Source organism: Corallococcus sp. bb12-1 (genome assembly GCF_026626765.1).
Taxonomy (GTDB): Bacteria; Myxococcota; Myxococcia; order Myxococcales; family Myxococcaceae; genus Corallococcus; species Corallococcus terminator.
In genome coordinates this window covers 623,345-642,856 of the sequence record NZ_JAPNJZ010000027.1, presented here as the reverse complement: position 1 = coordinate 642,856, position 19,512 = coordinate 623,345, and the positions used below count along the sequence as shown (strand labels likewise).

Sequence of the window (19,512 nt, the reverse complement as noted above, 5' to 3'; positions counted from 1 at the left end):
GCCAGACAGCACTGCGTTCAGTTCAGCAACTCCGCCCGCTCGCGCAACTCGCGCGCGGACATCTCCAACCGCTCCCGGTCCGGCGCGTCCGGCGACAATTCCAGGCAGCGCTCCACGTCCTTGAGCGCCGCGCGGAAGGCCCCCATCGTGGTGAGCAGCGCGGCCCGCGTGCGCAGCTCTCCCGGATGGTCCGGTGCCAGCAGCAGCAGCAGGTCCACCACCGCCAGCCCCTGCTCGCTGTCCTCGCGCCCCAGGTACACGCGGCGCAGGTTGGACAGCATCCGGTAGGCGATGAGCTCCACCGGCGCGGGCGCCAGCATGGAGCGGTCGAACTTGAGCTGCGGCGCCACGCGCTTGAGCAGCTCCTCGCAGCCGTGCTCCGTGAGGATGTCGCCGTGGTGGAACGGATCCATCACCAGCTTGTGGTCCCCCGCGTCGCACGCCACCAGGAAGTGCCCGGGGAAGGGGACGCCGTACAGCGGGATGCCCGCGCGGCGCGCGACCTCCAGGTAGAGCACCGACAGCGTTATCGGCAGCCCCACCTTCCGCTCCAGCACCCGGTCCAGGAAGCTGTTGTCCGGGGCGTGGTAGTCGTCCTCGTTGCCCCGGAAGCCCTCGATGTCCGCCAGCACGTGGCGCAGGGCGCGCAGGGAGGCCAGGGCCTCGCCCTTCTCGCTGAGCCGCTCCGCCTCCACCTGCACCCGGCACGCGAGCGCGTCCAGCGTGTGCAGACACGCCGGGGCGTCCAGGTCCACCCGGCCCAGCGTGGCGATGGCCAGGGCCGCCAGGTCCAGACGCGGGGGATCCGCGGCCAGGGAAGACACCAGTCGCTCGCGTGCCAGCGGCGGGCCGAATCCAGAGGGAAAGCTCACGGTGCGCACCAGTAACCCACGGAAGGTCCTACGGCAAAGGCAGGCAGCCGAGCGTCAGGCTCCCGGGGGCATGGCAGGCAGGCGGCCCTTGATTTCCGCCCGGATCGCCATGTGGGCCGAAATCAGTCCGGCCAGGATTCCATCCTCGAACTCGAACGACGGGTGCTCCTTCAACTGGGGGAAGTCGTGCGGGTTGCGCATCTCCTCCGGCCCGATGTTGGGCACCGCCTCGCGCGCCAGGCGCAGCACCTTCGCCTGCTGCTGGGAAATCATCCGCTCATAGAGCGCGGTGGCCAGGTCCAGCAGCTGGTTCGCCGTGTCTTCCGTCATGGTGTGCCTCTACTCCTGAGCGATGTCCCACTTCATGCGACGGTAGGTGTAACGGAAGACCTCGGCGTTCGCTTCGACGGCGTCGCCCTGGGCCTCCCGCCCGTCCAGGAAGGCGACGAAGTCGAACTGGCGTCCGGGCGTTGCGTACTCGGCGTCGAAGACGCGGACAATCTCATTCGCCGGCAGGGTGCGGCGCCCGGCCACGTTCACCAGGGGAATGCTCAAGCCCTTCATGTCCTTCGCGGGCGCGTACGCCTTCCAGACGAGCTCCGTGCACACCAGCGTCTGGTCGGAGAAGAAGTCGAAGTTGAAGTCGTACGGCCGGCCCTGGAAGGTGAAGGCGCGCAGGATGGCGCGGGCCTTGTCCACGGCGGACACGCGAGGGCGCAGCACGCCCAGGTAGTCCACGTGCATGCCGTGCTCCGTGCCGGTGAAGCTCACGCCCTCGCTGATGGATTCGATGATGCGCAGCGGATCCCCATGGGCGTCCTTGCCGGTGTACTCGGCCCACTTGGCGGGGAACGCCCGGGCCAGGTGTCCGGTGAATGTCGGGGGCTGGCCGGGCAGGGTGGCCACCCACGCCTTCACCTCCGGATCCGCGTCGAACGCGAGCGCCAGGTCCTGCGCGGTGCCCACGTAGAGCTCCGCGTGCGGCCAGAAGCCCGGCAGGCCGATGTTGGACAGAAACCAGTTCTGCCGCGCCACCAGGATGTCCCCCGGCACCATCTTCTCCACCAGCTTCAGCGTCTGCTCGCGGGAGATGAGCGGCTTGCCCACGCGGTGCACGCGCGTGTCGCCCATCCACTCCGCCACCGTCTTCTGCACCGGGAACACCGCGCGCGCGGTGGTGTCCTGGGTGAGGTCCGCCACGGCCTTGGCGAACATCACCGGGCCGCGCTTGAGCAGCCGCGAGCGCGCGGCCTGGCTGTCGGCCCGCATCGCCTGGAGCAGCGCGGGGACGCCCGGTTCGTCCAGCACGCCGGCCTTCGCGAGGATGGGGTTCAGCGTCGCTCGGTAGCCATCGCCGGTGAACAGCTGCGTGGAGGTGCCCACGTGGAGGACCGTCTCCTTGAAGCGGGCGAAGGCGCGCGGAGGCAGGCCGTACTCCGGGACGGCTTCATCCAGCAGCACCTCCAACTGCGCCTGGCCTCCGGCGAGGTCCGCGTAGTGCAGGCCCTGGGACAGCTGCGCGGCGAGCGCGGCGTGGGTGAGCAGGAAGCCCCAGGCGTGCTTCTTCGGCTGGGTGAGCGACGGCACCTTGAGGAAGTCCCAGTAGCGCTGGCGCACCACCTCCGTGGACACGAAGCAGTCGAAGAAGGCCGCCCAGGTGGAGACCAGCAGCTGCTTCTCGTCCGGCGAGTACGGCACGCTCTGCTTGCGCCGGTACAGCTCGCGCGAGCGCACGGCCTCCGCCCGCACGCGACGCAGGCCGTCGGCGCCCCGGCGCAGCGCTTCCAGGTCGCGGCGCGCCTGGGCGACGAAGGCGGCCTCGTCCAGCGCGTACACGTCGCGGGGGGGCTGGGTGGTGGCGGGAGCGGCGGCGGACGGTGGGGCGGCCGGGGGGCTGGCGAGCGTGAGCCAGGCGATGAGCAGGGAGGCGGCGGACATCGGGATGAATCACTCCAGCGGGCGTTGGCGCGGGAGGGGACTCTACCCTGAAGCGGACTTCGGCAAGACGGTCGCTCTCCGGCCCGCCCGGCGTCGGAGTGGGTATGGGGCCCGAGGGTGGCCCGGGGCGGGCGTCATCCCCACTTTGTCCCCTGGACGGTCGCCTGGGCCTGGAGGCCCGGGCAGAAGAAAGGTGGAAGGCACGATGGCTTACGGACAGGCGGAGGATCCGGCTCGCTCCATCACCCCGCATCTGGACGCTGTGGACTACCCAGCGACACGGGACGAGCTCGTCGAGGCCGCCGGCGACGGTGGCGCCCCGGTCGACGTCATCAACCTGCTCAAGTCGCTGCCCCAGAAGGAGTACATGCTGCGCGAGCACGTGCTGCGCGACCTGGCGGAAGCGGAGCGCCGCTTCGGCATGAACGGGCTCAAGGACGACGATGGCGTGGATCGCGACCGGCGCAACATCGGGCGCGATCGCGTGGAGGGTGCGCCAGAGGGACAGACCCGTCACCCGTAGCGGTGACAAGGGCCTTGTTTTCGCGGCACGCACCTCTGGACCGAGCAAGACGCTCGCGGGCGCCCCGGCTTTCTGCCAGCGTTCGCGAGCGCATGCGTCCAGGTCTCCCGTGGTGCTGTCTCGTGCTGTCGCTGGTCGCCGGGTGTTCGTCCCGGTATCCGCCGCTCAACCCCGCGCCGGGGCTGCCGCCTCCGGTGCGTCTGGATTTCAAGCCGCCCGTGGACCGCCTCCTCACGGAGTCCGTGCGCGCCACCCGCACCTTCCAGCCCGCGGGGCAGTCGGAGGTCCGCGACCTGGCCGAGTTCACCACCGAGACGCGCTTCGCCCCCGCGGAGGGTGGCTGGCGGGTGGCCCAGTCGGTGCGCACGCCCCGACAGGTGCACGATGGCCAGGACGTGGTGTCGCTGCCCGGCGCGGTGCTGGAGCGCTTCACCCTGCGCCTGCAACTGGCGGCGGACGGCACCTTCGTGAAGCTCGTGGCGCCGGAGTCCGCGCAGGAGGCGCTGCGGCAGGTGGCGCCGGCGGGTTCCGGGCTGCCAGAGCTGGAGCGCTTCTTCTCTCCGGACGCGCTGGAGACGCGGACGCGCCGCGAGTGGGAGGCGAAGTACGGCGGGCTCCTGCAGCGCAACCTGGTGGAGGGCCAGCGCACCTGGGCGGTGGATGTCCTCGACGTGGGCGGCGTGGAGCGGGCGTACCTGCTGGAGCGCACGGTGGAGGGCACGCGGCTCACGAGCTTCGGCGACGCGGTGGTGCTGTCGCTCAAGTGCCTGGACGCGCTGCCGGAGAAGGCCCCGGCGGAGCTGCGGTCCGTGTGGGCGGAGGCGGGGTCGCCCGAGCTGCTGAAGGGCGTGACGTGTGCAGGGGAGCAGGTGGTCGCCTGGGGCCGGTTCGTGCCGGTGCGCCGGTTGTTGAAGGTGAACGCGGTGGTGGATGGCGGGACGCTGACGCTCACCACCGAATCGCAAGCGGAGACGCTTCAGGAGGAAGGGTCATGAGCCACGTGGAGAACCTCATCGAGGACGAGGCCGGCGTGAAGCGCGTGGTGCAGGACGCGCGGCGGGTGGCGGTGCTGGGCATCAAGACGGAGGACCACTCCGGGCAGCCCGCGTACTACGTGCCGGAGTACCTGGCGAAGGCGGGCGTGGACGTGGTGCCGGTGCCCGTCTACTACCCGGACGCGAAGCAGATATTGGGCAAGCCGGTGTACCGCAAGCTCGTGGACATCCCGGGGGACATCGACCTCGTGGACGTGTTCCGCAGGGCGGGGGACATCGACCAGCACGTGGACGACATCCTCGCGAAGAAGCCCAAGGCGGTGTGGTTCCAGTCCGGCATCCGCAACGACGAAGCGGCGAAGAAGCTGGCCGCCGCGGGCATCCGCGTGGTGCAGGACCGCTGCTTGATGGTGGATCACCGCCGCTACAGCGGACGCTGATTCGGCGTCCCGCGCGCCACCCGCAAGAAGAAGGCCCCCCGTACCCGAAGGTCCGGAGGGCCTGTCCGCCCTGGTGGGCGCGGTGCTTCAGTAGTTGCCGGAGATGACCTTCGGCAGCGCCTTCGCCAGGTCCGGCAGCGGGCCAATCTGGCGCGTGTCCGTGGCCTGGGCGGTGCCGTTGTTGCGCAAGAGGCCGCGCATCTGCACGGACGTCAGGAGCCGGCCGTTGGCGCGCGCCACACCCTGCGCGCTGACCGCCGCGCCCACCACGATGGGCGACGCGCTGGAGGTGCCGCTGAACGTGGACGTGTAGTACTGGTCCTCGCCGTAGGCGCTGCCGAAGCGGTCGCCGTAGCCGGTGGTGACGACGGACTCGCCCCAGGCGTGCACGTTCACGCGCGCACCGTAGTTGGTCCAGCACATGGGCTTGCGGGTGGTGGCGGTGCTCGCGCCCACCAGGATGGCGCCCGAGTCACGCGTGGCCGGGTTGAAGCGCCCGCCGTACGCCGCTGCGTCCAGGTTCGCGCTGCCGTTGCCCGCCGCCTCAATCACGATGACGCCATTGGCGGTCGCGTTGCGGACGGCGTCGTACTCCGCCTGCCAGTACTCCATCGCGATGTAGTTGCACTGGCCCGTGTTGCACGTGCACGCCGTTCCGTCCGCGGGACCCTGCGAGTGCAGCTCCACCAGGATGACGCCGCCCGCGCCCAACGCGCCCGCCGCGTTGGTGATGGCGCTCGCGGCGCTCTGCGCGCCAATGGCCTCCACGCCCGCCGTCGCCGCGCTGGCGATGCCCGTCACGCCATAGCCGTTGTTCGCGCCGATGATTTCACCCAGCACCGCGGTGCCGTGGTTGCGCCAGCCCAGGTCGTTGAACTGCGTGCCGCCCACGCGGAAGAACGTGGGGAAGTCCTCGTGCGTGGTGCGCCAGCCGCCTTCGATGTCCACGAACTTCACGTTCGTGCCCCGGCCGCCCGTCTGCGTCCACGCGTACGTCGCGTTGATGCCGGAGGGCGCCGCGTTCAGGTAGCCCTGGTTGGCCTGGTACAGCGGCGTCGCGGGCGCGATGTCCGCCGCGGACAGGAGCGTGCGCAGCCCCTCCTCCATGCCGAAGTTCACCATCGCGGGCTCCGCGGGCGGCTGCGCGTACGCGGCCTCCACGCTGGCCACGCGGTTGAGCGTCTCCACCAGCTCCACGACGTTCTCCGCCGTGGTGCCCGGGAGCAGCGGAACCTCGAAGTACAGGTTGAGGTCCGCCAACTGCTGGCCACCCTTCGCCTCACCGGACAGCTTGCTCGCGTCCAGCGCCGCCTCTTCGGCCTGCATCAGGCGCGACAGCGAACCGATGCGCGGCGCGCGATCCAACAGCGCCGCCACCTCCGCCACGTCCGCCTCCACCCGCGCGTCGTCCAGGCGCAGGCCCGACAACAGCTCACGCTCGGCGGCGCCCCGCTCCGAGGCGAGGACGCGCAGGCCGTCGTCGCGCAGGCGCACCTGGCTGCCCTCGTGGAACTTCACCACCAGGCGCTCCACGAAGGTCCGCGCGGGCAGCTCACGCCCCGTCGGCTTGGGCGCCAGTGCCCTCGGCGCCAGCTTCGGCGCGGCACCAGCGACAGGGGCCAACGCCAGCAGGGACACAGCCATGACCGCGCCACGCAGGGGGCGCAGGGACAGCGTCGACTTCAGCATGGACTTCCTCCGGGATGAACAGCGTCCCGAACATCGCATGCCGGTCTGTCATTCAAGTCGAGTTATTCACACATTTCCGCTCTGGTGTTTTATTCGCATCCCGTTGAATCCGCGGGGATGCGTGTGTTTCAGGTGCTCTGCTCGAAGGGCACCGGGGGCCGGGCCAGGGCGCGCTCCGCGGAGAGCCGGGCCTGATCCAACGCGTCGAAGCCGCGCTCCAGGGTGGCGGGGGTGACGGGCGGCAGGTTGGAGACGACGACGTAGACGGGCACGTTGCGCTGCTGGAGCACGGTGAGCTGGAGGCGGAAGTGGTCGCGGCGGAGCGCGGCGGATCCGGCCGCGAGCCCCTGCGGATAGGCCATGGGACCGCCCACCACCTTGCGCGTCTTGCTGGGCAGGAAGTGCACCAGGATGGCGTCCAGGTCCTTGCCAATGGCGCTCTCGTGCAGCGACAGCGCGGGCGCCTTGTCCACGAGGCCGCCGTCCCAGAACAGGTTGCCGTCCAGGGGCACGGCGCGGAACAAGCCGGGATAGGCACAGGTGGCGTGGACGCGCGGCGCCAGCTCCCCGGCGGTGAACACCTGGTGCGTACCGTGGGTGAGGTTCGCGGCGGTGAGCAGCAGCGGGTGCGGCGTCTCCTCGAAGGAGCGCACCGGCAGCGTGTCCTCCAGCAGGCGCCGGAAGCGCTCGCCCTTGAGCAGGCCCGTGAAGCCGTGCCCCGCGGAGGCCACGTTGAGCACCGCGCCAATGGGGTCCGGGTCCCAGAAGTTCGCGCGCGTCTGGCGCAGCACCAGCTCCTCCAACTGGTTCATGGGCATGCCCGCCGCCGCGTACGCCGCCACCATCCCGCCCGCGGACGTGCCCGCGTACGCGTGGGGCTTCAGCCCGGCGCCGTGCAGGCCCTTCAGGAAGCCCGCGTGGCCGTAGAAGCCGAAGTAGCCCGCGGAGAGGACCATCCCGAAGCGCTTGCCTTCGAGCAGGGAGTGCAGCGTGGAAGAGGGCGTCATGTTGGATTTTTACGGGAAGGGTGTGACCGAAGGCAACGCATTGCGTCGCCGGGGTGATTGTGTGGAAGTCAGAGCATCGATATATGTTGATGCGGCGATATGGACGTCCTCTCCCAATCCTTTCGTGTCCTGGGGGACACGACCCGGCTGCGCATCCTCCGGCTGGTGGCGCAGGCGCCGTTGAACGTGACGGAGCTGGTGTCGCTGGTGGGAGTGGCGCAGTCGTCGGTGTCGCACCACCTGTCGAAGTTGAAGGGCCTGGGCCTCATCCGCGAGGAGCGGCAGGCGGGCTTTACCTACTACTCGCTGGCGCTGGAATCGGACGACACGCGCTGGCCGCTCGTCCGGCTGGCGCGCGAGGCGGAGGACGCGGCGGGGGATTCCGCCCGGCTCAACGACCTGTTGCGCGCACGGGAGGACCGGCAGGCGCTCAACGAGCGGCTCCTGGAGCCCGGGCAGTCGTGGTTCCTGTGGGCGGGGGCGCTGGCGTCGCTGTTGCCGCCGCTGGACGTGGCGGACTTCGGCTGCGGCACGGGCGTGTTCAGCCGCGCGCTGGCGCGGTGGGCGAAGCACGTGTGGGCCATCGACCAGAGCGAGGACGCGCTGGCCCAGGCGAAGGCGCATGCCCAGCGTGAGTCCCTGTCCAACATCACGTTCCTGCGCGAGGACCTGCACCGGCTGTCGCTTGAGGGCGGGCGCATGGACCTGGTGGTGATTTCGCAGAGCCTGCACCACGTGGAGTCTCCGGCGGCGGTGGTGTCGGAAGCCGCACGGCTGCTCAAGCCCGGTGGTCGGCTGGTGGTGCTGGAGTTGTTGCCTCATGAAGAGAAGTGGGTGCTGGAACGGTTGGGACACCGGCACCTGGGCTTCGCGCCCGAAACCCTGGAAGCGGCCCTTCGCGAGGCCGGCTTCACGTCGTTCACCCGCGAGACGCACGCGCGCGACGGGGCCAGCCCCTTCCGCGTCTTCCTGCTCACCGGAGTCAAACCATCATGACGAGCCATCCTGCCCACCCCCTGCCGTTGCCCCCCGGGGACCACGGCCTGCGCGTGGAGGCCCTGAAGGCCGCGATGCGTGAGCGCATCCTGGTGCTCGATGGCGCCATGGGGACGCTGCTCCAGAACCACACCCTGGTGGCGGCGGACTTCGGTGGCCCGGAGTACGAGGGCTGCAACGAGAACCTGGTCCTCACGCGCCCGGACGTCATCGAGGGCATCCACGCGAAGTACTTCGCCGCGGGCGCGGACGTGACGGAGACGGACAGCTTCGGCGGCACGCCGGTGGTGCTGGCGGAGTTTGAACTGGGCCACAAGGCGATGGAGATCAACATCGCCGCGTCGCGCCTCGCGCTGAACGCCGCCAAGGCCGCGGAGGCGAAGGACGGCCGGATGCGCTGGGTGGCGGGCTCCATCGGGCCCACCACGAAGGCCATCAGCGTCACGGGCGGCATCACGTTCGAGGAACTGGTGGACAACTTCGCCCTCCAGGCCGAAGGGCTGGCGCTGGGCGGCTCCGACTACCTGCTGGTGGAGACGGCGCAGGACACGCGCAACGTGAAGGCGGCGCTCATCGGCATCAACCAGGCGTTCCAGAAGCTGGGCTGGGCGATTCCGGTGGCGGTGTCGGGCACCATCGAACCCATGGGCACGATGCTCGCGGGCCAGTCGGTGGAGAGCCTGGCCACGTCGCTGGAGCACACGGACCTGCTGTACCTGGGGCTCAACTGCGCCACCGGCCCTGACTTCATGACGGACCACATCCGCACGCTGGCCGCGATGTGCTCCTTCCCCGTGTCATGCGTGCCCAACGCGGGCCTGCCGGATGAGAACGGCCAGTACCTGGAGTCGCCGGAGATGATTGCCCGGTCGCTCAAGCGCTTCTGTGACAACGGCTGGCTCAACGTGGTGGGTGGCTGTTGTGGCACGCACGCGGGCCACATCGACGCGCTGGCCGCGATGGTGAAGGGCCTCAAGCCGCGCACGGAGGTGCCCAAGCCGCGCTCGTCGCTGTCCGGCGTGGACTACCTGGAGGTGACGGACGAGCAGCGCCCCATCATCGTGGGCGAGCGCACGAACGTCATCGGCAGCAAGAAGTTCAAGGAGCTCATCGTCGCGGGCCAGTTCGACGACGCGTCGGAAATCGCCCGCGCGCAGGTGCGGCGCGCGGCGCAGGTCATCGACATCTGCCTCGCGAACCCGGACCGGGACGAACTGGACGACATGCGCCAGTTCCTGGACGTCGTCGTGAAGAAGGTCCGCGTGCCGCTGATGATCGACTCGACGGACGAGAAGGTCATCGCCATGGCGCTCACGTATTGCCAGGGCAAGGCCATCATCAACTCCGTCAACCTGGAGGACGGAGAAGAGCGCTTCGAGAAGGTCGTCCCGCTCGCGAAGGCGTTCGGCGCGGCGCTGGTGGTGGGCTGCATCGACGAAGTCGGCATGGCCGTCACCGCCGAGCGCAAGCTGGCGGTGGCCGAGCGCAGCTTCGAGCTGCTCACGAAGAAGTACGGCATGCGCGCGGAGGACCTGTACTTCGACCCGCTCGTGTTCCCCTGCGCCTCCGGCGACGCGCAGTACACGGGCAGCGGCGTGCAGACCATCGAAGGCGTGCGCCTCATCAAGCAGCGCTTCCCGCAGTGCCGCACGGTGCTGGGCATCAGCAACGTGTCCTTCGGTCTGCCCACCGCGGGCCGCGAGGTGCTCAACTCCGTGTTCCTGTACCACTGCGTGCAGGCGGGCCTGGACATGGCGCTCGTCAACTCGGAGAAGCTGGAGCGCTACCCGTCGCTGCCGGAGGAGGAGCGCAAGCTGTCGGAGGACCTGCTCTACAACCGGGGCACGGACCCCGTGACGCCCTTCGCGGCGCACTTCCGCGAGCGCAAGCCCGCTCGGGCGCAGGTGAGCAGCCTGCCCCTCAACGAACGGTTGCAGCGCTACATCGTCGAAGGCACGCGCGACGGCCTCTTCGCGGACCTGGACCTGGCGATGAAGGAGATGCCGCCCCTGGAGATCATCAACGGGCCGCTGATGAAGGGCATGGACGAGGTGGGCCGCCTCTTCGGGGCCAACGAGCTCATCGTCGCGGAGGTGCTCCAGAGCGCGGAGTCGATGAAGGCCGCGGTGAGCCATCTGGAGCCGCACATGAGCAAGACCCAGGCGGCGTCGCGCGGGAAGATCGTCCTCGCCACGGTGAAGGGCGACGTGCACGACATCGGCAAGAACCTGGTGGAGATCATCCTCGCCAACAACGGCTTCCAGGTGGTGAACCTGGGCATCAAGGTCCCGCCCGAGCAGCTGGTGAAGGCGGTGAAGGAGCACCAGCCGGACATCCTCGGGCTGTCGGGCCTGCTGGTGAAGAGCGCGCACCAGATGGTGGCGACGGCGGAGGATTTGAAGCGCGCGGGCGTGGAGGTGCCCATCCTGGTGGGCGGCGCCGCGCTCAGCCGCAACTTCGTGGACCGCAACATCGCCCCGGCCTACGGCGGCGGCACGGTGGCCTACGCCCAGGACGCGATGAACGGCCTGGAGCTGGCGAAGCAGATTGTCGAGCCCGTGGCGCACTCGAAGCTGCGCGACGACCTGGCCGCGCGCCGCCTCAAGCTCGCGCAGGAGGTGAAGGAGCGCCCCGCGCCCGCCGCCCCGGTGCGCCGCCCGCGCAGCACGGAGGTGCCGGTGCTGGCCACGGTGCCGCCCGCGCCGGACTTCGCGCGGCACGTGCTGACGAACACGCCGTTGGATCACATCTGGAAGTTCATCAACCCGGTGATGCTGTACGGCCGGCACCTGGGCCTGCGCACGTCGTCGCGCGCGCTGGGCACCCCGGCGGAGGCGGAGCTGGCGAAGACGGAAGAGGGCCGCAAGGCGCTGGCGCTGAAGGACGCGGTGGAGGAGCTGAAGGCGCTGCTCCGGGGCGGCGTGATGCACGCGCGCTCCGTGTTCCAATTCTACAAGGCCGCGAGCGAAGGCGACCGCGTGCTCCTCTTCGACGGCACCACGGGCGAGCCCGTCACGACCTTCGACTTCCCGCGCCAGGACAAGGACAACGGCCTGTGCCTGTCCGACTATGTGAAGCCGCTGGAGAACGGCAAGCCCGTGGACGCGGTGGCGATGTTCGTCACCACCGCGGGCTCGGGCATCCGCGAGCTGGCGGAGGGCTTCAAGGCGAAGGGTGAGTTCCTCAAGATGCACGCGGTGCAGGCCCTGGCGCTGGAGACGGCGGAGGGCTACGCGGAGCTGCTGCACACGCAGTTGCGCAGCATGTGGGGTTTCCCGGACCGGGCGGAGATGTCGATGCTGGAGCGCTTCCGCGCGGAGTACACCGGCAAGCGCTACTCGTTCGGCTACCCCGCGTGTCCCCGGCTGGAGGACCAGACGAAGCTGTTCGCCGCGCTCAAGCCGGAGGAGATCGGCGTGCAGCTCACCGATGGCTGCATGATGGAGCCCGAGGCGAGCGTGTCCGCCATTGTCTTCCACCACCCGGGCGCCACGTATTTCTCCGTGACCTGACGCGTCGGGCCCGGGCGGATGGAGAACCCCGGGCCCGGTTCTACCGGACGGGTTAGATTGTCCCCATGCCTTCGCCCACCATCCGTCGCGCCGTCCAGCTCCTGCCCGCGTGTGCCACCACGGGCATTGGCAGCCTGCCGCACACCCAGGTGGAACTGGGACTGCAGGCCGCGCTCGCCATGGACATCCCGTTCCTGCCGCAGCTCCCCGTGGGGCACCCCGGGGAGCTGATGATTCCCGCCGCGCTGGAGGGCCTGCCGGGCCTGCGCTTCGACGAGGACGGCGTCTGCACGGTGGACGTGGCGGAGTGGACCGCGGGCCGCGCGGCCTTCGAAGCGAAGCTGGAGCAGGCGCTGGCGTCCGGGAACCTGGAGGCCTTCGAACCTACCCCGGAAGCGTGCCGCGCGTGGAAGCCCTTCCTGTGGGAGGTGGAGCACCGCAAGCTCGCGTTCGCGAAGGCGCAGTTGTCCGGGCCCTTCACGGTCCGCTCGGTGGTGCGCACGACGACGGGCGAGCCGGTGCTGAGCGTGCCGGGGCTGGACGACGCGTTCTACCGGCTGGTGATGGTGCGCGCGCTGGCGATGGTGCGCGCCCTGAAGCGCACCGGCACCACGCCCCTGTTCTACCTGGACGAGCCGGGCCTCTACGCCTACGTGAAGATGAACCCGCAGCACCTGCTGGCGCAGCAGGAGTTGCGCCTGCTGGTGGTGGCCCTGCAGCGCGAGGGCGCGCTCGTGGGCATCCACTGCTGCGGCAACACGGACTGGGCCGTGCTCCTGGACGCGCAGGCGGACCTGGTGTCCCTGGACGTGCGGCTGTCGCTGGACGCGATGCTGGAGGAGCGCGAGGCGCTGGAGCGCTTCCTCGCGTCCGGTGCGACGTTGAGCCTGGGCGTCATCCCCACGGACCTGGCGTCCACGTATTCGGTGGAGGAGCTGGCGGACTCCGTGGAGGCGTCGCTCAAGGCGGCGCTGCCCCAGGGCATCGGCTTCGCGCAGGCGGTGTCCACGGTGCTGCTGACGCCCGCGTGCGGGCTCGCCATGCGCTCGGTGATGGACGCCGAACGCATCCTGGAGGAGCTGAAGCAGTCGCAGCGCCGGCTGAAGCGGGCACTCGAATTCGAGCGCCCGGCCCACCAGAATCCGACGCACGCGCACTGAAGCGCGGCTACTGACGGCCGAGCTTCAGCTCACGCTCGGCCTGGAACCAGTCCTGTTCGGAGCTGCCGTGGGTGCCGCCCCGGGCCTGGTAGATTTCGAAGGCGCGCCGGGCGACCTGCTCATTCGCGGGAGCGCTCGTGTTCGCGATCGGCTTCTCCTGGGTCCGCTCCGGCGTGGACTTCGGGGCCGGGGTCTGCGGCGTCTTCTGCGAATTCTGACGGGCCATGGGGACTCCTCCTGGGAAAGGCGGCCCGAAGCTTCAGGCGCCCCCTCGTGACACGGAAGTGACCCCGCGAGTCGGAGGTTGTCGGCGCGACACCGCACGTCGCCCTTTGTTGAGGGATGGACGGCCCGCGAGAGGGGAGAATTCTACGCGCGAAGCCCATCCGTACCGTCTGTCCGGGACGCGAAGTCGCCGGGCGGATCAGCCCCCGGTCGCCTTCCTGGTCGTGCGTCCCGGAGCCTTCTTCTTCGCGGGCGCGACGGGCGCATCTCCACCTGGCACTCCATGGCCCAACACCGCGTCGAGCGCGCGCTGCATCGCGGTGCTCATGCCCAGCGCCTCCGCCTCCTGCGGCGTGCACCAGCGCAGCTCCTGGAACGCGGGGGACTTCGTGGGGCGCGGGCCGCCGGATACGCGCAAGAGGCGCAGCGTGAGGTCGCGGTGGGTGAGCTGCCGGCGCACGCTGTCCAGCGTGCCCTCCAGCGTGAGCGTCGCGCCCAACGTCGATGACAGGCGCTGGACGGCTTCGGCCTCCGGCGTGTCTTCCTCCACCTCCACCGCGGGCAGCTCCCAGAGGCCGCCGAAGAGTCCCTTGTCCGCGCGCCGGGCGAAGAGGAGCGTGCCCGCGTGCGGCCACACCGCCAGCGCCAGGAACAGCTTCCGGGGCGCGGCGCGCACCTTGGCTGGGGGCAGCTCATGCACGCGGCCCTTGCGGTACGCGAAGCACCCGTCGCGCACGGGGCACAGCAGGCACAGCGGGGACTCCGGACGGCACGTCGTGGCGCCGTGCTCCATCAGCGCCTGGTTGAAGTCCCCGGGCCGCTCGCCCTTCGCCAGCTCCGAGGCCAGCGCCCACAGCGTGGCCTCGCGGTCGCGGTCCCCGGGCAGGCCCTCGACCTCGAACAGGCGCGACAGCACGCGGGCGACGTTGCCATCCACGATGGGCGCGGGCTCACCGAAGGCGATGGAGGCCACGGCCCCGGCGGTGTAGCGGCCGAAGCCGGGCAGGGTGATGAGCTGCTCCGCCGTCGGAGGGAACTTCCCGCCGAAGCGCTCCACCACCTCCTGGGCGGCGCGGTGCAGGTTGCGCGCGCGGGTGTAGTAGCCCAGGCCCTTCCACCCGGAGAGCACGTCGTCCAGGGGCGCCGCGGCCAGGGCCTTCACCGTGGGAAAGCGCGCGAGGAAGCGCTCCCAGTACGGGATGACGGTGGAGACCTGGGTCTGCTGGAGCATCACCTCGCTGAGCCAGATGGCGTACGGGTCGCGGGTGCGGCGCCAGGGCAGGTCGCGCTTGTTGCGGTCGTACCAGGAGAGCAGCGGACCTCTGAGGGCCGCGTGTCGCTCAGGGGAGACAGGAGGGGGAAGGGCGGCGGTGGCCGTGCGCTTGCGTGGGCTCATGTGATGGTTCGCGGTGGCTGTCGGACACCATACCCGTACGGTCGGGTGAGGCCGGGGTGTTTCCACATTCCAGGCGGTTGTCTCTCCGCTCGTCGGCCTTCTGGCGGGACGGGCGATCGTCTATAGGATGCGCCGAGTCCATGGCCCGTCCTCCCCTCCACAACGACTTCTCCTGGTCCAAGAGCCGCCACGAGAAGTTCTCCGAGTGCCTCCGGGCCTACTACCTCTACTACTACCGCTCCTGGGGCGGCTGGGAGGCGGAGGCCGCGCGGGACGTGCGCGAGCTGTACGTGCTCAAGAAGCTGTCCAACCGCTACACGTGGGCGGGCAGCATCGTGCACGAGGCCCTCAAGGACGTGCTGCTGGACTGGCGCGCCGGCCGCGAGGTGGACCCCAAGGCCGTGGAGGCCCGCGCGCACAAGCTGATGCAGGGCGACTTCCGGCACTCGCGCTCCAAGGCGTACTGGACGCAGAAGTACCGCAAGCCCTTCACCGGCCTCGCGGAGCACGAGTACTCGGAAGAAGTCCCCAACGAGGCGTGGAAGCAGAACTTCGAAACGGTGCGCTCGGCGCTCGCGTGGTTCTTCCAGTCGCGCTGGCCCGGCATCGCCAAGGGGCTCAAGACCGCGCAGTGGCTGGAGGTGGACGCGGGCTTCGAATTCGCGCACTTCATCCACGAGGGCGTGAAGGTCTTCGCCATCCCCGACCTCGCCTACATGGACGACGCGGGCTCGCTCGTGGTGGTGGACTGGAAGACGGGCCGCTCGCGTGAGGGCTACGACGAGCAGGTGCTGGGCTACGCGCTCTATGTCGCGCAGAAGTACCGTCACCCGCTGGAGAAGGTGCGCGCGTCGCTGGTGTACCTGAACGAGGGCCTGGAGCACGACGTGGCGGTGGATCCGTCCGCCATGGACTCGTTCCACCAGCACTTCGCGAAGAGCGTGGCGGGAATGCGGGCGCTGCTCGTGGATCCGGCCGCCAACACGCCGAAGGGGGCGGAGGCCTTCCCCCAGACGGACAACCTCACGGCCTGCGCGCGCTGTGTCTTCCGCCGCCCGTGTGGCCGTGAGGCGGCGGTGGCGGAAGTGCGTTCGCGCGTGGCCTGAGGGCGACTACCGCACTACCGCGCTGCGGCCAGCCTGCGCACCACCACGCCCGCGGCGTTCATGCCGAACGCGGAGGTGACGAACGCCACGCTGCCGTCAATCTGCGTGCGGTGGTCGCAGGTGTGGAACTCGTTGTCCTGAGGGCAGACGCACAGGAAGCCGTCGGTGGCGTCGTCGTAGTTGAGGGCGATGGGCTGGCGCCGCGTTTCAATCGAGTACACGGCGGTGATGCCCGTGTGGCGCTCCGTCTCCACGCCGTACTTGCGCTTGAGCAGCTTGCGGATGTCCTTGGCGAAGGGGTCCATGTGCGTCTCGCACAGGTCCTCCACGCGGATGGCCGTGGGGTCCAGGCGGCCCGCCGCGCCCATGGAGCTGACCACTGGCACGCCCAGCGTCACGCACCGGTGCAAGAGGTGCAGCTTCGCCTTCACGTTGTCGATGGCGTCCACCACGAAGTCGTAGCGGCCCGCGGGCAGCAGCGTCTCCGCCAGTTCCTCGCGGTAGAACTCGCGCAGGGCTTCCACCTTGGCCTGCGGGTTGATCTCCTGACAGCGCTGCGCCATCAGCTCCGCCTTGGACTTGCCCACCGCCTTCACCGTCGCGTGCAACTGGCGGTTGGTGTTGGTGACGCAGACGTCGTCGTGGTCCACCAGCGTCAGCCGGCCCACGCCGCTTCGCACCAGGCCCTCGGCGGTGAAGCTGCCTACGCCGCCCAGGCCGAACACCACCACGTGCGAGTTGGCCAGCCGCTCCATGGCGTTGTCGCCCAAGAGGCGCGCCGTCCGGTCGAAGCGCCTCGACAGCTTGAAGGGCTTCGCGAGCGACGGCTCGGCGACGGCGTTCGGAGCGGCCGAGGGGGCGGCGGGGAGCGCCTCGGCTTCGGCGGTGGCGGTGGGGACGGGCTGCGGGTTCATGAAGGCTCCTCTATCACGCGACGCTCGCCTACAGCGAAGGGGGCGGGAAAGCTTCCCGGAACAGGCGCCGGGCGTTCTCGGTCGTCCGCTGGGCGAGCACGTCCACGGGCTCCCCCAGCGCCTGGGCCATGCCCGCGAGGATGTGGGGCAGGTAGCCCGGCTCGGAGCGCTGGCCCCGGAAGGGCGTGGGGGCCTGGTCCGGCGAGTCCGTCTCCGCCACCAGCCGCTCCGGGGGAATCACCCGCAGGGCGTCCAGCGGCTTGCGCGCCTCCGCCCAGGTGACGGGGCCTGCGAAGGAGAAGTGGCAGCCCTTCTGGATGTAGAAGCGCGCCAGCTCCGCGCCGCCGCTGTAGCTGTGCATGAGGATGCCGGCGTCCGGCCATGTCTCCGTCTTCATCAATTCGATGAGCGCGGGGTGCAGCCGGTGGCAGTGCATCAGCACCGGCAGCCCGTGCTTGCGCGCCAGGGCCAGATGCCCGCGCAGCACGGCCACCTGCCGCTCCAACGAGGCTCCGGTGAGGGATGGGCCATCCAGGCCGCACTCGCCCACGGCCACCGCGCCGCCCTTCGCCAGCAGCGCGTCCAGCCGCTCCAGGTTCGGGCCGTCGCTTTCCGGCGGCAGGTCCGGCAGGAACTGGGGATGGATGCCCAGGCCCACCTGGATGCGCGCGTCCTGTCGGGGCAGAGCGAGCAGCGGCTCCCAGGTCTCCGGTCCCACGGCGGGAATGAGGATGCCGTGAAGGCCCGCGGCCCAGGCGCGCGCGACGACCTCCGGGCGGTCCGGGTCGAAGCGCGAAGCGTCCAGATGGCAGTGCGTGTCGATCATTGAGCACCCTTTTCCCAATCCCAGTTCAATCACGGACAGCCTCGGAGGACGTGCCCTTCAGGGCTTCCCGTACTCCGCGAACGGGAAGCTATGACGCGCGCCCCTGACTGAGGAGGCATGTGCATGACCAAGCGAGTGGTGTGGGGTGCGCTTTTCGGAGCGCTGGCGATGTTCGCGACGGGCTGTGGTGACGAATGCGTCGATCAGTTTGACTGCCGTGACAAGGGGACGCCCCCTGAGGGCCAGGTCTTCGCCTGCAACGCGGACAACAAGTGCGAGCTGCACACGCTGACCCCGGCCCCCGAGGAGGACGCGGGCACGGAGACGGACGCGGGCACGGAAGTCGATGCCGGAACGGACGCGGGCACCGACGTGGATGCGGGCACGGAGGTCGACGCCGGGACGGACGCGGGCATGACGGTGGGCAAGGGCGGCGCGTGCACCGCATCCGGGGACTGCATGGCGGGCCTGCGCTGCGAGGCCGCGACCTGTCAGTCGCTTCACATCGCCCTGACGGGCACCGACGGTGGCACCCGCGCCCTCGTGACCGAATTCGACGTGCCGGGCATGACGTCGCTCAGTGATGACGCCGTGGCCAGCGCCTACCCGCGCTTCGGCCCGGGCGGCGCCCAGGTGGCCTTCGTGCAGGGTGACGTCACCGGCCCCACGGGTGAACTCGCGGTGCGCGCCCTGCCGCTCGCGGCCGCGCCTACCGTGCTGACGGCGGGCGGCGGCACCCGCATCCGCTACACCGAATGGGAGCCGGGCAATGTGATTGTCTGGGTGCGCGGCTCGTCCGGCATCTCCACCATCCCCGCGACGGGCGGCACGGCGACGCAGGTCACCGCGACCGGCACGTTCCCGGACTTCGGGCCCAACGGTGTCGACTATGCGTACAGCGTCTCCGGTTCGGGCATCCAGGTCTCCACCGGTGGCGCCGCTCCGGCCCCGCTGGCGGGGACGCCCACGTCCGCTGAGCAGCCGCACTACAACCGCGTCACCTCGCAGCTGCTGTTCCTGGCCAACCCGGACGGCAAGACGGTGAACTTCGGCGCGGAGGCCACCCCGATCCTCAAGCTGTACTCGCTGCCCGTGACGGGCGGTGGCACCCCGACGCTGCTCGCGGACGCCACCTCCGTGGCCGCCGGCGCCGGCACCCTGGAGTCCTACATCGCGAACCCGAACTGGGCGCCGGATGGGAGCTGGGTCGCGTATGTGCGCGCCTACTACCAGCTCATCGGCACCGCGGCCACGCTCTGCGGCAACGTGGGCGCGACCCTGTGCGGAGACACCAAGGGCAATGTCCTCTTCATCCAGCGCGTGAACACCGCCACGGGCGCCACGGAGGGCGCGCCGCTGTCCTTCGAGGATGAGGCCACCCTGCCGTCGTTCTCGCCGGACGGTCACTTCCTGGCCTACGTGAAGGGCGGCCAGCTGTACGTGCAGCGCATCGACCCGGCCACCGGTTTGGACGTCGGCACCGTCATCTCCCACCCCAAGGACACGTACACGGTGCTGACGAACGAGGGTGACGATCACCGCCCGCGCTGGCAGCCCCGGTAGTCCTCTTCGGAGTTGAAAGCCCCGGCAACCGGGGCTTCCCGGCCCGCGTTCCCCGTTTCTACGGGAGAGCGCGGGCCGTTGTCCGTGCGGGTGCGAAGCGGTGAGCCCACCGGTGCGAAGTGACGAACGCGGTCAGTCGGTGTCGCGCTGAACCCGCTCACAGGGCCCGTGAGGCGTCCGAAGCGGTCCACGTGCCGGGACGCAAGGCGCGTCCGGACGTACGCAGGAGGCGCCCACCGGAGGCAGTCCGACGCGGGTTCGAAGGGGACTCGAAGTGGGTTCGGGAACGTCTGCGCCGTGGCGCCTTCGGACCCTGGAGTGGGCACCGGGAAGGGCCTGGACGTGCTTCG

At 70.1% G+C, this 19,512-nt stretch carries 17 protein-coding genes; 8 read left to right on the top strand and 9 right to left on the bottom strand.

The window, feature by feature from the left end:
* Nucleotides 1-17: 17 nt before the first annotated feature.
* The 3 genes from OV208_RS33765 to OV208_RS33755 all read right to left on the bottom strand — a co-directional run bounded on the left by OV208_RS33765 (nucleotide 18) and on the right by OV208_RS33755 (nucleotide 2,810).
* Complete coding sequence (locus OV208_RS33765) at nucleotides 18-842, bottom strand: SirB1 family protein (RefSeq protein ID WP_120537818.1); 825 nt, start codon at nucleotides 840-842, stop codon at nucleotides 18-20.
* Between the two features lie 84 nt (nucleotides 843-926).
* Complete coding sequence (locus tag OV208_RS33760) at nucleotides 927-1,202, bottom strand: hypothetical protein (RefSeq protein ID WP_267578032.1); 276 nt, start codon at nucleotides 1,200-1,202, stop codon at nucleotides 927-929.
* A gap of 9 nt (nucleotides 1,203-1,211) precedes the next feature.
* Nucleotides 1,212-2,810, bottom strand: coding sequence for a YiiX/YebB-like N1pC/P60 family cysteine hydrolase (locus OV208_RS33755; protein WP_267578031.1), 1,599 nt, complete (start codon nucleotides 2,808-2,810; stop codon nucleotides 1,212-1,214).
* Nucleotides 2,811-3,015: 205 nt separating this feature from the next.
* On the opposite strand from OV208_RS33755, the gene OV208_RS33750 reads away from it, so the two are divergent.
* From OV208_RS33750 to OV208_RS33740, 3 genes are all read left to right on the top strand, one after another.
* The gene (locus OV208_RS33750; protein WP_267578030.1) at nucleotides 3,016-3,333 is read left to right on the top strand and encodes a DUF2795 domain-containing protein; all 318 of its coding nucleotides are present in this window, start codon (nucleotides 3,016-3,018) and stop codon (nucleotides 3,331-3,333) included.
* 92 nt (nucleotides 3,334-3,425) lie between these two features.
* Entirely contained in the window at nucleotides 3,426-4,328 is a 903-nt protein-coding gene (locus tag OV208_RS33745; protein WP_267578029.1) for a hypothetical protein, read from the top strand.
* A complete protein-coding gene (locus OV208_RS33740) occupies nucleotides 4,325-4,768 on the top strand; it encodes a CoA-binding protein (protein WP_267578028.1) in 444 nt (147 codons plus the stop codon). Before OV208_RS33745 ends, OV208_RS33740 begins: the two co-directional genes overlap by 4 nt.
* Before the next feature lie 87 nt (nucleotides 4,769-4,855).
* On the opposite strand, the gene OV208_RS33735 is transcribed toward OV208_RS33740, so the two are convergent.
* Both OV208_RS33735 and OV208_RS33730 read right to left on the bottom strand, forming a co-directional pair.
* The gene (locus tag OV208_RS33735; protein ID WP_267578027.1) at nucleotides 4,856-6,457 is read right to left on the bottom strand and encodes a S8 family peptidase; all 1,602 of its coding nucleotides are present in this window, start codon (nucleotides 6,455-6,457) and stop codon (nucleotides 4,856-4,858) included.
* Between the two features lie 128 nt (nucleotides 6,458-6,585).
* Nucleotides 6,586-7,464 carry a patatin-like phospholipase family protein gene (locus OV208_RS33730; protein ID WP_267578026.1) on the bottom strand — a complete coding sequence of 293 codons (879 nt, stop codon included), beginning with the start codon at nucleotides 7,462-7,464 and terminating at the stop codon, nucleotides 6,586-6,588.
* 99 nt (nucleotides 7,465-7,563) lie between these two features.
* Between OV208_RS33730 and OV208_RS33725 the strand changes: the two genes are divergently transcribed.
* The 3 genes from OV208_RS33725 to OV208_RS33715 all read left to right on the top strand — a co-directional run bounded on the left by OV208_RS33725 (nucleotide 7,564) and on the right by OV208_RS33715 (nucleotide 13,132).
* A complete protein-coding gene (locus OV208_RS33725) occupies nucleotides 7,564-8,460 on the top strand; it encodes an ArsR/SmtB family transcription factor (protein ID WP_120544083.1) in 897 nt (298 codons plus the stop codon).
* Complete coding sequence (metH, locus tag OV208_RS33720; RefSeq protein ID WP_267578025.1) at nucleotides 8,457-11,972, top strand: methionine synthase; 3,516 nt, start codon at nucleotides 8,457-8,459, stop codon at nucleotides 11,970-11,972. The genes OV208_RS33725 and metH overlap by 4 nt, the downstream gene beginning before the upstream one ends.
* A 65-nt stretch (nucleotides 11,973-12,037) precedes the next feature.
* The gene (locus OV208_RS33715; RefSeq protein WP_267578024.1) at nucleotides 12,038-13,132 is read left to right on the top strand and encodes a hypothetical protein; all 1,095 of its coding nucleotides are present in this window, start codon (nucleotides 12,038-12,040) and stop codon (nucleotides 13,130-13,132) included.
* A gap of 7 nt (nucleotides 13,133-13,139) precedes the next feature.
* On the opposite strand, the gene OV208_RS33710 is transcribed toward OV208_RS33715, so the two are convergent.
* Nucleotides 13,140-13,358: a DUF2934 domain-containing protein gene (locus OV208_RS33710; RefSeq protein WP_267578023.1), complete on the bottom strand. Its 219-nt coding sequence runs from the start codon at nucleotides 13,356-13,358 to the stop codon at nucleotides 13,140-13,142.
* A gap of 198 nt (nucleotides 13,359-13,556) precedes the next feature.
* The gene (mutY, locus tag OV208_RS33705; protein WP_267578022.1) at nucleotides 13,557-14,753 is read right to left on the bottom strand and encodes an A/G-specific adenine glycosylase; all 1,197 of its coding nucleotides are present in this window, start codon (nucleotides 14,751-14,753) and stop codon (nucleotides 13,557-13,559) included.
* A gap of 140 nt (nucleotides 14,754-14,893) precedes the next feature.
* On the opposite strand from mutY, the gene OV208_RS33700 reads away from it, so the two are divergent.
* Nucleotides 14,894-15,859, top strand: coding sequence for a PD-(D/E)XK nuclease family protein (locus tag OV208_RS33700; RefSeq protein WP_267578021.1), 966 nt, complete (start codon nucleotides 14,894-14,896; stop codon nucleotides 15,857-15,859).
* Between the two features lie 14 nt (nucleotides 15,860-15,873).
* On the opposite strand, the gene OV208_RS33695 is transcribed toward OV208_RS33700, so the two are convergent.
* A complete protein-coding gene (locus OV208_RS33695) occupies nucleotides 15,874-16,773 on the bottom strand; it encodes a tRNA threonylcarbamoyladenosine dehydratase (RefSeq protein ID WP_267578020.1) in 900 nt (299 codons plus the stop codon).
* A 28-nt stretch (nucleotides 16,774-16,801) separates the two neighbouring features.
* Nucleotides 16,802-17,599 carry a TatD family hydrolase gene (locus tag OV208_RS33690; protein ID WP_267578019.1) on the bottom strand — a complete coding sequence of 266 codons (798 nt, stop codon included), beginning with the start codon at nucleotides 17,597-17,599 and terminating at the stop codon, nucleotides 16,802-16,804.
* A gap of 123 nt (nucleotides 17,600-17,722) precedes the next feature.
* Here OV208_RS33690 and OV208_RS33685 point away from each other — a divergent pair, with 123 nt between their 5' ends.
* On the top strand, nucleotides 17,723-19,162 hold the full coding sequence (locus OV208_RS33685; RefSeq protein ID WP_267578018.1) for a TolB family protein: 1,440 nt from the start codon (nucleotides 17,723-17,725) through the stop codon (nucleotides 19,160-19,162).
* The last annotated feature ends 350 nt before the right edge of the window (nucleotides 19,163-19,512 follow it).